Source organism: Streptococcus sp. HMSC076H09, assembly GCF_001811765.1.
Lineage (GTDB): Bacteria > Bacillota > Bacilli > Lactobacillales > Streptococcaceae > Streptococcus > Streptococcus agalactiae.
On record NZ_KV806608.1, the window covers coordinates 25634 to 37940 of the forward strand.

The 12307-nt window shown below is 36.4% G+C and carries 13 protein-coding genes and 1 pseudogene; all 14 read right to left on the reverse strand.

Features of this window, described 5'->3' with window-relative positions:
• Nucleotides 1-46 precede the first annotated feature (46 nt).
• A pseudogene (locus tag HMPREF2818_RS06615) lies at nt 47-166 on the reverse strand (helix-turn-helix transcriptional regulator); the annotation flags it as partial.
• Nucleotides 167-703: 537 nt separating this feature from the next.
• Nucleotides 704-1564, reverse strand: coding sequence for a DegV family protein (locus HMPREF2818_RS06620; RefSeq protein ID WP_000143135.1), 861 nt, complete (start codon nt 1562-1564; stop codon nt 704-706).
• Nucleotides 1565-1656: 92 nt separating this feature from the next.
• The gene (locus HMPREF2818_RS06625; RefSeq protein ID WP_000716636.1) at nt 1657-2175 is read right to left on the reverse strand and encodes an NYN domain-containing protein; all 519 of its coding nucleotides are present in this window, start codon (nt 2173-2175) and stop codon (nt 1657-1659) included.
• On the reverse strand, nt 2172-2927 hold the full coding sequence (gene rlmB, locus HMPREF2818_RS06630; RefSeq protein ID WP_000178023.1) for a 23S rRNA (guanosine(2251)-2'-O)-methyltransferase RlmB: 756 nt from the start codon (nt 2925-2927) through the stop codon (nt 2172-2174). Before rlmB ends, HMPREF2818_RS06625 begins: the two co-directional genes overlap by 4 nt.
• Before the next feature lie 102 nt (nt 2928-3029).
• Complete coding sequence (locus tag HMPREF2818_RS06635) at nt 3030-3416, reverse strand: Mini-ribonuclease 3 (protein WP_000568029.1); 387 nt, start codon at nt 3414-3416, stop codon at nt 3030-3032.
• Entirely contained in the window at nt 3409-4752 is a 1344-nt protein-coding gene (cysS, locus tag HMPREF2818_RS06640) for a cysteine--tRNA ligase (protein ID WP_000591129.1), read from the reverse strand. Before cysS ends, HMPREF2818_RS06635 begins: the two co-directional genes overlap by 8 nt.
• Nucleotides 4749-4931: a hypothetical protein gene (locus HMPREF2818_RS06645; RefSeq protein WP_000656477.1), complete on the reverse strand. Its 183-nt coding sequence runs from the start codon at nt 4929-4931 to the stop codon at nt 4749-4751. The genes cysS and HMPREF2818_RS06645 overlap by 4 nt, the downstream gene beginning before the upstream one ends.
• 9 nt (nt 4932-4940) lie before the next feature.
• Nucleotides 4941-5525 (reverse strand): serine O-acetyltransferase, encoded by a 585-nt coding sequence (gene cysE, locus HMPREF2818_RS06650; protein WP_000539954.1) that lies wholly within the window; start codon nt 5523-5525, stop codon nt 4941-4943.
• An 8-nt stretch (nt 5526-5533) separates the two neighbouring features.
• Entirely contained in the window at nt 5534-6286 is a 753-nt protein-coding gene (locus HMPREF2818_RS06655; protein WP_000204780.1) for an SseB family protein, read from the reverse strand.
• A 1-nt stretch (nt 6287) separates the two neighbouring features.
• Complete coding sequence (gene pnp / locus HMPREF2818_RS06660) at nt 6288-8417, reverse strand: polyribonucleotide nucleotidyltransferase (protein ID WP_000043857.1); 2130 nt, start codon at nt 8415-8417, stop codon at nt 6288-6290.
• A 380-nt stretch (nt 8418-8797) separates the two neighbouring features.
• Nucleotides 8798-9067: a 30S ribosomal protein S15 gene (gene rpsO, locus HMPREF2818_RS06665; protein WP_001018249.1), complete on the reverse strand. Its 270-nt coding sequence runs from the start codon at nt 9065-9067 to the stop codon at nt 8798-8800.
• 87 nt (nt 9068-9154) lie between these two features.
• Nucleotides 9155-10414, reverse strand: coding sequence for a ferredoxin reductase family protein (locus tag HMPREF2818_RS06670; protein WP_001203074.1), 1260 nt, complete (start codon nt 10412-10414; stop codon nt 9155-9157).
• Nucleotides 10415-10522: 108 nt separating this feature from the next.
• Nucleotides 10523-11452: a transketolase family protein gene (locus HMPREF2818_RS06675; RefSeq protein WP_001203828.1), complete on the reverse strand. Its 930-nt coding sequence runs from the start codon at nt 11450-11452 to the stop codon at nt 10523-10525.
• Complete coding sequence (locus tag HMPREF2818_RS06680) at nt 11449-12306, reverse strand: transketolase (RefSeq protein WP_000203492.1); 858 nt, start codon at nt 12304-12306, stop codon at nt 11449-11451. The genes HMPREF2818_RS06675 and HMPREF2818_RS06680 overlap by 4 nt, the downstream gene beginning before the upstream one ends.
• Nucleotide 12307: the final 1 nt, after the last annotated feature.

Below are 12307 nucleotides of genomic sequence, written 5' to 3' on the forward strand. Positions count from 1 at the left end.
AATCATCTACAGTTTTATTCAAAGCTTGACACAATTTAATCGCTTAATTATAGCCTCCTTTTTCAATGGCGGCTATTGTCTGACATGATACACCGACCTTTTCAGCTAGAGACTGTTGTAATAAATCCATACTAGCTCTAGCTGTCTTTAAGCGTAAATTTTTCATATTACTATCTGTCCTTATACTTATGGTAGTACACTGAAGTTCCCATAGCTATCAATGATATTCCTATAACTGCTAAAATTGCATCATCTCCCCTTGAAAAATAAGTAGCAATATCAACCTTCCTAGTAAAAGCATCAATAAAATAGTTATTCCTATGAGGGCAAATGCGCCAGCAACAAAAACATTTTCCAAAATCTTTCATCAACAAACGGAGAGACTCTTTTTAGATTAGAAGTCGTAACAAAATAGAAACACCACTAAATAAAGTTAATATTATTATAAAATCAGATGATACGCTCCCCTTTATTAGTTTTCCAAAAACACTTTCAAGCCATAAGATAAAAACCATCGTCTAAAAACATTTTTGATAACTTTGTAAAACCAATTGTTGTTGTCGTTCATCATATTGAGGATAGTTCTTATTTTATTTTTCATAATAGGTCTCCTACTATTTTATAGTTTCATAGCATCATATAAAATACATTTTATGAAATATATACTAAAAGAACATAACGTACTGTTATGCCCTTTGATTGGTTATCGGTTTTCTTCCCCTAAAGAGAACAGAGCTAAAGCACCTGAGCCCACATGAGCTGAAATGACTGGCCCTAATGGACGAATAATAACTTCTTCAATACGCTCATCTGCTAATAACTGTTCTTTCATAACTTGGGCTGAATCTTTCTCTCCACTATAAGCAATAATTAAAGTGCTATAAGATAGTGTTTTTGTTGCCTGAGTCACAATCTCTTTAATACCTTTTTTACGGCCCCTTGTCTTGGCAAATGGTACTAATTTACCCTCGCTATCTAACTTAAGCAATGGTTTAATCTTAGCAACACTTCCAATAATAGCTGCACCTTTTGATAAGCGACCACTACGCATTAAATGGTTGAGATCGTCAACTAAAAAGTATGTGTTTAATTTAGGGAGAAGTGATTCAATTTTTTGTTTCACTTCTTCTAAAGATTTACCTTCTTGTCGCTCTTTAGTTGCTAACATTGCTAAGACACCCTCACCACATGAAGCTGCCATTGTATCCACAATCTCAATTTGAGCATCAGGATATTTGTCTAAGACCATCTCACGCGCAATAGTTGCACTCTGGTAAGTCCCTGATAAATGTGAAGATAGCGCTAAATATAACAAGGCATGGTCATTTTCTGCATAGGTTGAAAAAACTTCTTCAAACTGACCAACGTTAATTTGGCTTGTTGTAGGCTTTGCTCCCTCTTGCATACGCTCCAACAAGAAGTCACTAGTAATTTTTTCGTCTCCGACTGTCTCATAAGTCTTTCCATCAAGTTCAATGGTCAAACCTATAATATCGACATTGTGCTCTTGAGCCCACTTTTCATCTAAATCCGATGTCGAATCCGTTAGTATTTTAAAAGTCATTGTTACCTCAATCTATTATTTTTATTTGATAATCAAAGTAGTTCCAATATTATATCAAAAAAATTGTTGGCTGGCTAATAAAGTGTTAGGTTTTACATACCATCTAAAAAATCCTTGAGTTTTCCTAGTTGTTCATCATTCCACGGCCTTAACTTTGGCGTACTCAAATCGATTTGACTGGACATCTTATCCAAATCTGATTTTACTGTCGCTACACGCTGTTCCAATTCTCTAGCTGAGACACGTAAAGCACCCTGAGAAAATATAGTCCATTGTTCATTTAAATCACTGGTAGCAACGGAGACTAAATTTAACACAGATTGATTAAGTTCTGCCGCTGCTCGTTCAATATAGCTATCCGCAGTTTCGTCCTCCTCAGTAAAGATAACGGATATTTTGTATTGGTCATAACGCTGACGTACACCAGGAACATACTGGGCATCAAATACACAAATAATATCAATGTGTTCGAAATGTGCGTAATGATTTAGCTTTCTAAGTAATACTTCCCTTGCCTCTTCTAAACGATTGCTTTTAAAAAGCTGTCGAGTATCTTTCCAAAAAGCAATCATATTGTAGCCATCAACGAGTAAGATAGAATGTTTTTTCATAGGCGGTTTCTAAATACTTCATACATCAAAATAGCGGCTGCAACACTGGCATTTAAACTCTGAACATGACCATTCATGGGAATTGTAATCATTTCATCTACTTGCTTTTTGATATTATGAGAAATACCTTTTCCTTCATTACCAATAACTAGGGCTAATTTACCTTTGGTATTCCACTTATGCGATGGTGTCCCATTCATATCAGTGCCAAATATCCAGAAGTCCTTATCTTTTAAAGTATCCAAAGTTTGACTGAGATTAGTTACCCTTGCAATAGGAACATGTTCAACAGCTCCTGTAGATGTCTTTGAAACCACTGGGGTCACTCCAACAGAACGATGTTTGGGGATGATAATACCTGTTACATTGGTTGCATCAGCTGTGCGTAGAATAGAACCTAGGTTGTGAGGGTCGGTCAGACCATCAAGGATTAAAATGAGAGGATTTTCTTCATTCTCTGCCTTTGTCATTATCTCTGATAAATCCGCATAGACAAATTCCGAAACTTTTAGAACGAATCCTTGGTGAACTCCACCATTTGTCATGTCTGATAAGATTTTTTTAGGAGTCCAGGAAATGGATACTTTTTTTTCAGTCGCTAGTGCTTTGACTTTATCAACGTTCTTTCCTCTTAAGTCATCTTGCAAGTATAATTTATTACCAGTATTAGCTCTTAAACTCTCTGTCACAGCATGTAAGCCATAGACAAGGTCACTTGATTCTTCTTTAAATTGTTTATCTTTCATAGTCATATTATATCATGAATGCTATAGCATAAAGCTTTTTATAGCAATATTTTACCAACAAATCCTAATGTCTCTATAAAAAAGAGAGGATATAGCCTCTCTTTTTGTTTATTTTTCAATGGTTTCAATACACCACTGTATTAGAGTTTCCAAGCGCTTTATCTGACCAGTCATATCCAAGTACCCCATAAGAGCCTCAAAACCTGTAGACATACGATAGGTAATAATATCAGCATTTTTAGCTTTTGTATGACTATTCGCATTACGTCCTCGTTTATAAATTAACTGCTCTTCATCAGTTAAAATATTTTCTTCTAACATGGCATTAATTAACAATGCTTGGGCATTAGCAGAAACATATTGCGTTGCTTTCCGATGTAACTGATTAGGTTTGGTAAAACCCTGCATAATTAAATGGCGTCGGATATACAAAGAATAAACTGCATCTCCTTCAAAAGCTAAAGCAATACCATTAATCAAACGAACATCAATCACGAGTCCACCTCACGCCATCCTTAGTATCTAACAATTTAATTCCTTGTTTTGCTAATTCATCTCTAATACGATCAGCAGTTGCAAAATCACGATTAGCTCGTGCTTCTTGGCGTTGTTCTATTAAAGATTCAATATCAGCATCAAGCACTTCCTCTTGGAATACAATACCAAAAATTTCTAATAATTCAGCAAGGGTTTCCTTAACTTTTGAAGTATAGTGTCCTGAGTTAATCCATTTTGCCATTTCAAAGATAACAGTAATACCGTTTGCTGTATTAAAATCATCATCCATCGCTTCTTGAAATGCTTTCACAAATTGCTCTAATTCTTCATCATTAGCATTCTCTTGGATTGGTAAATTGAAAGTATTTTTTAAATATTTAAGGTTAACTTCCGCATCATGAACGGCCTTTTCAGTGAAATTCACGGGTTTACGATACTGTTGTGTCGCTAAGAAAAAACGTATTACTTGTCCGTCAACGCTCTTCAACATATCGTGAACAGTAATAAAGTTACCAAGAGATTTAGACATTTTCTCGTTATCAACGTTAACAAAACCATTATGCATCCAGTAATTTGCAAAGGTCTTACCTGTTTTAGCTTCAGATTGTGCAATCTCATTCGTGTGATGTGGAAATTCTAAATCAGCTCCTCCACCATGGATATCAATAGTATCACCAAGGATCTCAGTTGCCATAACAGAACATTCAATATGCCACCCTGGGCGCCCTTTCCCCCAAGGACTTTCCCATGAGACTTCCCCAGATTTAGCTGATTTCCAAAGTGCAAAATCTAAAGGATTCTCTTTAATCTCTCCTTCCCCATCAACACGACCACTTGCACCAATCTCTAAATCTTCCAAAGTTTTATTGGCTAATTTTGCATAATGATGTGATTTACTTACTCTAAAATAAACATCTCCATTAGCTTCATAGGCAAATTCCTTATCAACTAAAACTTTAACAAAATCAATAATCTCATCCATATAGTCAATAACTCGAGGATTTTTTGTAGCAGGTTTGACACCTAATGCAGCAACATCTTCCATAAACGCTGAAATAAACTTATCTGAAAAGGATTTTGTATCCATACCTGCTTCAGCTGCACCTTTTATAATTTTATCATCAACATCAGTAAAGTTAGAAATATAATTGACTTGGTAACCACAATACTCAAAATAACGACGAATAGTATCAAAAGCTACTACACTGCGGGCATTTCCGATATGTATATAGTTATAAACTGTTGGCCCACAGACGTACATGTTGACTTTACCTTCATTGAGAGGTATAAAATCTTGTAAACTGCGAGTCATAGTGTCGTAAATTTTTATCATGGTTTTTCCTTTTTCTGTTTTTGATAAGCTTTATACAAACGAACAATATACATTAAAGCAAAGGCAGCCCAAATAATTCCTAAGAGAGAGTTACCTTGTGCAAACTTTAAATAGCTTAAACAAGCTCCTGCTAGTATACCTAAAATTGATAATATTTGAGTTGTTACATAATCCTTCACAAATACCTCCTAAAGTTTGGACGAATAATAACTTTCTTCTCGATCATGTTCAATACTTCGGATTTGAAGATCATCCTTTTGACCATGGACACGGACAACTTTAGCTGGAACACCAACTACTGTTACGTCTGCTGGCACATCTGCAAGGACAACTGCTGCAGCACCGACTTTAGCATTTTCTCCAACCTCAATTGGACCGATGATTTGAGAATGTGCTGAAATTAGCGCACCTTTACGTATGGTTGGGTGTCGTTTGCCTTTGTCTTTACCTGTGCCACCCAATGTAACCCCATGGTATAGCATAGCACCTTTCTCTACAATGGCAGTTTCTCCAATGACCAATCCTGAACCGTGGTCAATAAAAACCCCTTCCGAAATCGTCGCTCCGGGATGAATTTCAATTTGTGTCCAGAAACGCCAAAATTGACTGTGCATACGTGCTAACAATTTAAAATTATGATTCCATAAAAAATGAGATAGCCTATGAGCTGCAAGAGCTTTTATTCCTGGATAAGTTAAAATAACTTCTAGAGAACTACGAGCAGCTGGATCTTGTTCTTTGACAATAGCTATACTTTCTTTCCACCACCCCATAGTTTTCCTCAATCGTTTTCTACATCAGACCAATCAACTAAAACTTGTTGTTCATCAAATGGATTGATGGCTACTCCAAAGGTATCATCAATCTCATTTTCTCCATTACGCGGTTTATAAATATCGTCAATCGTCCAGGCTAAAATTACTCCTTGTGCTTTCCTAAAAGCACCACCAAAATCATTATGGTTATACCATTTTTCAAAACTTAAAAGGTTTGAGAATACTGGAACATAACTTTTTCCTTCGGGGGTAGACATTGTAGGGAAAAAACGGTCAAAACTACCTTCTTCACGTGGATGGACAAAGGCAGGTACCAAGTAGGTTTTATCCATGATATCGGCAACAATGTTATCTTCATTTAACAACTGGTTTAAGATTGTGGTGTAATTGTTCATAAATTGCACCATATCTTCACAGTAGAAAATAGTCGAGTTCCCAAAATCGCCTTCTTTTTTTAAATTATAGACCAATCCTGCTAAGCCATGTGAAATAGCTTCATCAAGAACGTCTAAACTACGACGACTCTCCCAAAACATATCTCGAGCACTTTCTTGCTCCTCTTTGAAATGATTAAGGTCAGTAATATCCGTAAAAACAGGAACAACTTCTTGACCATCTACTTGAATAGCATAGGGTTCCTTGCTTGCCCAAACCGTAGAGTGGTGCAAGGCATTCACAAGACCTATACTATCTAAAAAATTATCCGGTGCATTGATAAAAGCACGCAATCTAATGTCTAACTCGTTTGTACTTGTCATATTAAGATTCCTTTTTAGGATTGTCAGCTTTTGGAGGACGTGGTAATAATGCTTTCATAGAGGCATCAACTCGCCCTTTATCATCAATTTTGATGACTTTCACATCAACTTCTTCACCAATTTCAAGAACATCAGCTACATTTGCTGTACGTGTCCATGCAATTTCTGAAATATGTACCAATGCATCTGTTTTATCAAAGAGGTTGACAAAGGCACCGAATTTCTCGATACGAACTACTTTAGCATGGTAAACTTCTCCCACTTTTGCTTCACGTACTAAACTTGCAATAATGTCTTTCGTACGATCAATAGCAGCCTGATCACTAGAGAAGATAGATACATTTCCTTCTTCATCAATATCAATCTTAACACCTGTTTCAGCGATGATTTTATCGATAGTTTCGCCGCCTTTACCGATGACAACTTTAATCTTATCAACATCGATTTTTATCATATCAATCTTAGGTGCCGTTGGTGCTAATTGTGGACGTGGCTCTGCGATAGCTCCATGAAGGACATCAAGAATTTCAAAGCGTGCTTTTTTAGCTTGCGCAAGAGCTTCTTCCAAAATTTGAGGGGTAATACCTTCAATTTTAATATCCATTTGAAGTGCTGTAATCCCTTCACGTGTACCCGCAACCTTAAAGTCCATATCGCCAAAATGGTCTTCTAATCCTTGAATATCAGTAAGGACTGTGTAGTTTGTTCCATCTGATATGAGTCCCATGGCAATACCAGCAACCGGAGCTTTTATAGGCACACCACCTGCCATAAGAGCAAGCGTTCCAGCACATATAGAAGCCTGAGATGATGAACCGTTTGATTCTAAAACTTCTGCAACTAGTCGGATAGCATACGGAAACTCCTCCAAGCTTGGAAGGACTTGTTCTAATGCACGCTCTCCTAAAGCACCGTGACCAATTTCACGACGCCCTGCAGCTCCATAACGTCCCGTCTCACCAACTGAATATTGTGGGAAGTTATAGTGGTGCATAAAGCGTTTCTTATACTCTGGTGTTAGCCCATCAATGATTTGTGCTTCACCCATAGGTGCTAACGTTAATACTGATAATGCTTGGGTTTGTCCTCGTGTAAAGAGACCTGATCCATGAACTTGTGGTAAAAAATCAATCACTGCATCTAATGGACGAATCTCATCCACACGACGTCCATCAGGACGAACCTTATCTTCTGTAATGAGGCGACGAACTTCTGCATGTTCCATTTGTTCTAAAATTTCAGCAACATCACGCATAATGCGATCATATTCTTCATGTTCAGCGTAACGCGCCTCATATTCACCTATAACTACTTCTTTAACTGCTTCTGTAGCTGCTTCTCTAGCCTTTTTCTCTTCAACTTGTACTGCAGCCTGTAAAGCTATGTTATGAGTAGCAATAATTTCTGCTTGAAGTTCTGGATCAACTTGAAGAAGTTCTACTTCGGCTTTTTCTTTACCAATAGCAGTTACAATCTCTTCTTGAAAGGCGATTAATTCACAGACAGCCTCATGTCCTTTAAGAAGAGCCTCTAGCATGATTTCTTCTGAAAGTTCTTTCGCTCCAGATTCAACCATGTTAATCGCTTCTTTAGTACCTGCAACCGTTAATTCTAACGCAGAAGCCTCTTGTTCTTGTGCTGTCGGATTAATAATAAAATTGCCATCAACATAAGCAACTTGAACTCCAGCAATTGGCCCATTGAAAGGAATATCGGAAATCGATAATGCTAATGATGAACCAAACATAGCAGCCATTGGTGCGCTAGCATTTTCATCAAATGAAAGAACAGTATTGATGACCTGGACTTCGTTACGAAATCCCTCAGCAAACATCGGACGGATTGGTCTATCAATAAGACGTGCTGTTAAGGTAGCATCCGTACTTGGACGCCCTTCACGTTTGTTAAAACCACCCGGAAATTTCCCAGCAGCATACATTTTTTCTTCGTAATTGACTTGAAGTGGGAAAAAATCACCTGTTGACATTTTCTTAGACATAACTGCTGCTGTAAGTACAGTAGAATCTCCATAACGAACGACAACTGATCCATTTGCTTGTTTAGCCACTTGGCCAGTTTCAACAACTAATTTTTTACCAGCAAAAATCATTTCAAAGACTTGTTTTGACATATTATTCTCCATATTTTTTTGTTTACGCGTTTCCTACAAAGTTCAATCTAGCTGTTCTAAACTCAACTTTGCATAAAACCACGTATAAGCTTTATTCTAACATAATTCTATAAAATTGAGTAGCGAAAATCCGTGGGGGAAGCTGTATTATCATTCATTAATGTAAACGTAAAAAGTCTGATTATTAATACTAGCAATCAGACCTTGTTACAATGATTAAAATAAATTTCTAGGGTTAATCTTAGCTTGCTTAATAACCCTCTTCATAGGTTAAAACACTTTCTTACTGTTGGCCCCCTCAAAGTACTTACGTTCATAGTACGTTTAAAACAAAAAACACTAGAAAATTTTCTAGCGTTTTTACTTGACTCTGTTGTCTATTAACGACGAAGTCCAAGTGATTGAATCAATTCACGGTAACGGTTAACATCTGTACGACGTAGGTATGCTAATAAGTTACGACGGTGACCAATTTTTTTCATCAATCCACGGTAAGTAGCGTGGTCTTTTTTGTGTTGTTTGATGTGGTCATTAAGGTGGTTGATTTCCCAAGTAAGAACTGCTACTTGAACTTCAACTGATCCTGTATCACCTTCGTGACGTGCATATTGAGCAATGATTTCATTTTTTTTCTCTTTTGAGATTGCCATAATATATTCTCCTTTTATTGCTTCATCCGAGTCTTAGGATTGGCACTCCTAAAACCAAGAAAAAGTTGGTTTGTCTTATAGACCCTCTTATTTTATCAAATTAGAATAAACTTTGTCAAAAGTTTTTAATAGAAATATGGATAACCAACTGTCTCTAAAGGAAAATCCTTCATAGACTAAACGAGACTTTGCATCTTTTTGCCGAAAGACCTTAGCATAAGTAGATGTCATACTAGTTGGCCCACACATAAATATCGTTGGTTGTCCTTCAAAAACAGACTGACTAAAATCAAGTCTTCCTTGGAGGCTACTATTATTTAAGTGAAGTTTAAAATTAGGATTGGCTTTAGCATAGGATTCTAACATATCTTGATAAATCAAATTGTCTTGATTTGAAAATGTATAAAAGAAGTCAACTCTCTTAGTCAAAATACTATTTTCTCTAATAAATGAAATGAAGGGAGTGATGCCGATACCTCCTGCAATCCAAACCTGTTCTTTCTTGTCTTTATCAAATAACATATGACCATAAGCTCTATCTAAGGCTATTTTTGTCCCAACTTTTAGCTGTTTGTAAATGGATTTCGTATAATCTCCTGAAGCTTTAACAGTTAAAAATATCACTCTATCATGACCACCCGATATCGAGAAAGGATGAGCTGCTGATTCAAAGCCGGCTTGATAAATTTTTAAAAAAGTAAATTGTCCATAGTCATATCGATAAGGACGCTTCATTGCTATTTCAATCTCAGTTGTATCATGGTTAAGATGAGTAACCTTTTGAACGTACCCTACACGACGAAAACGCATTCTAGAATATAGGAAAATAATATAAAATCCAGATATAACCCCAATGACAGCATAACCTAATACGATTAAACTGAGTAAAGTATTCCCTAGTATCCTATCTCCTAAAATCAGAAAAGTATGTACCAATCCCAAAATATAGACTAAATAAACAAAGCGATGAATAAAACGCCAAATTTCATACTTTAAAAAATTTCCGAAATAAGCTACAAAAACAATACTTAGAAAAAGATATAATCCCGCACTGCCAATAGTCTTTGCAAACTCACTTCCATGTCCGCCTTGTCCAAGACCAATTTTGTGCAATAGAAGCAAAATCATTGAAAATACAGCCATTACCTTGTGGTAAAAATACATATTTTCAATACCTTGAAAGTAACTTTCAAGTATCCTAAATTTGGTTGATAAGAGGAATGTTAGCGATAAACTTGTCAAAGCTAATCCTGGTACAACAAATTCACTTAATCCTGCATTTTGCCATGCTACTAGTGTCACCACTATGCTAGATAAAATTAAAACAATACCTTTCCAAGCTCGCATAACGACCACCCCTTTATTTTTAGTAAGGATAAAATACCACAAGATACTTATACAAAACTTAAAAATTTCAGAAAATAACAAAAAGGCAACTCCAATGTTGCCTTTTTGTTATGATTTATAAATTGATTTGCAATGCTCTACTATATCTTTAACAGCGAGTCCATACTCCTCTAATAAATATTTCATCTGACCTACCTGACCAAATCGCTCATCAATACCCATACGACTAACAGTAGTGTTTTTCTCCATACTAAGCCATTCGCATAATGCACTTCCGATACCGCCAATACGGTTATGATTCTCAATAGTTACAATGGATTGATCTATCAGTAATGGTTTCAGTTCTTCTGGAAGGGGCTTAATTTTAAAAAGGTCGATAACTGAGGCCTCAATCCCTAGTTCTTTGAGGTAGTCGGCTGCTTCTATCGCTCTAGAAACCATAATACCACTTGCTACAAGAGCAATATCTTTTCCCTGGCGTAATTGTATAAAACCTTTTGAAAAATCTTCGCATCCCTCATAAACTGCAGTGGGGGCCTTACGAATAGTTCTAATGTATTTTAGACCATCAATACTTAATGTTTGTTTTAAAATTGCTTCAAACTGAATATCATCACTAACCTCAAAAATAGTCGCCTTTGGAATTAACCTTAGTAGACCTAACTCTTCAAAAGGCATATGAGTTCCGCCATTCATTTCTGCGCTAACTCCTGCATCTGAGCCAATAATCGTAGCTGATAATTGTGAGTAACCTAACGATAAAAATACTTGATCAAAGACACGCCTTGACGCGAAAGGACCAAAAGTATGAAGGTATGGCTTGTAACCTTTAATGGCGAGCCCTGCTGCAAGACCTACCATCTCAGCCTCCATAATACCTAGATTAATATAACGTTTTCCAAATTCTGATGCCAGTACATTTGTTGACATTGAACTCGACAAATCGGCTTCTAAAACGGTAATTTGTTTATTTTCTTGATTAGCTTGAAGGAGGAAATCACGATAGACAAGCCTCATTTCTTTGGTTGAACATCTCATTCTACCACCTCCAAACTTTCTCTCAAGCTTATCACCGCTCGCTCTAACATTGTTTTTTGTTGTAAATCTGGTCGTAAATGATGATTAGAAGCTAACTCCTCCAACTCTTTCACACCTTGTCCCTTGATACTATCTAAAACAATGCATTTTGGTTTGACACTATTTGAATCTTGAAAAGTTTTAATAGCTTTGTCAATTGCCTCAATGTCATCTCCTTTTACACGTACTGCATCAAATCCAAAAGCTTCAAATTTAGCAACAAAGTCTCCAGGATTACAAATATCAGCTGTCAAACCATCTAATTGTTTTTTATTATCATCTACAAAAACAATTAAATGGTGCAGTTGATGATGCGCAGCAAATTGTATAGCCTCCCAACATTGTCCTTCATTTAATTCACCATCACCTACAATAGTATAAGTATAATAGCTTGAATTCTCAATCTTTTGAGCATAAGCAATTCCCGTTGCAATACTAATGCCTTGACCTAATGAGCCTGTCGTTACATCTATACCAGGAGTTAAATTGCGGTCAGGATGCGAAGGTAGTTTGGTACCGTTTGTATTGAGCGAATGAAGGAATGTTTTATCAAAAAAACCTTTTAAATAGAGTGTACTATACAAGGCTGGACCAGCATGTCCTTTTGATAAGACCATATAATTCCGATCACTTTCTTTGAATTTTTCAGGGTTTATATCCATAATATCACCGTACAGAATAGCCAAAGTCTCAACAATTGATAAACTACCCCCATAGTGACCGAATCCTAAATGGTTTAGCGTTTCTAGTGTATTTAAACGAATCTCCGTTGCAAATCGTCTTAGAGATGAATATCTTTCTTCTGGTGATGTCATT

Coding starts and splice junctions, on each gene's coding strand:
- HMPREF2818_RS06620 (WP_000143135.1), bottom strand. CDS start 1,564: ATGACTTTTAAAATACTAACGGATTCGACATCGGATTTAGATGAAAAG.
- HMPREF2818_RS06625 (WP_000716636.1), bottom strand. CDS start 2,175: ATGAAAAAACATTCTATCTTACTCGTTGATGGCTACAATATGATTGCT.
- rlmB (WP_000178023.1), bottom strand. CDS start 2,927: ATGACTATGAAAGATAAACAATTTAAAGAAGAATCAAGTGACCTTGTC.
- cysS (WP_000591129.1), bottom strand. CDS start 4,752: ATGATAAAAATTTACGACACTATGACTCGCAGTTTACAAGATTTTATA.
- cysE (WP_000539954.1), bottom strand. CDS start 5,525: ATGGGGTGGTGGAAAGAAAGTATAGCTATTGTCAAAGAACAAGATCCA.
- HMPREF2818_RS06655 (WP_000204780.1), bottom strand. CDS start 6,286: ATGACAAGTACAAACGAGTTAGACATTAGATTGCGTGCTTTTATCAAT.
- pnp (WP_000043857.1), bottom strand. CDS start 8,417: ATGTCAAAACAAGTCTTTGAAATGATTTTTGCTGGTAAAAAATTAGTT.
- rpsO (WP_001018249.1), bottom strand. CDS start 9,067: ATGGCAATCTCAAAAGAGAAAAAAAATGAAATCATTGCTCAATATGCA.
- HMPREF2818_RS06670 (WP_001203074.1), bottom strand. CDS start 10,414: ATGCGAGCTTGGAAAGGTATTGTTTTAATTTTATCTAGCATAGTGGTG.
- HMPREF2818_RS06675 (WP_001203828.1), bottom strand. CDS start 11,452: ATGAGATGTTCAACCAAAGAAATGAGGCTTGTCTATCGTGATTTCCTC.
- HMPREF2818_RS06680 (WP_000203492.1), bottom strand. CDS start 12,306: ATGACATCACCAGAAGAAAGATATTCATCTCTAAGACGATTTGCAACG.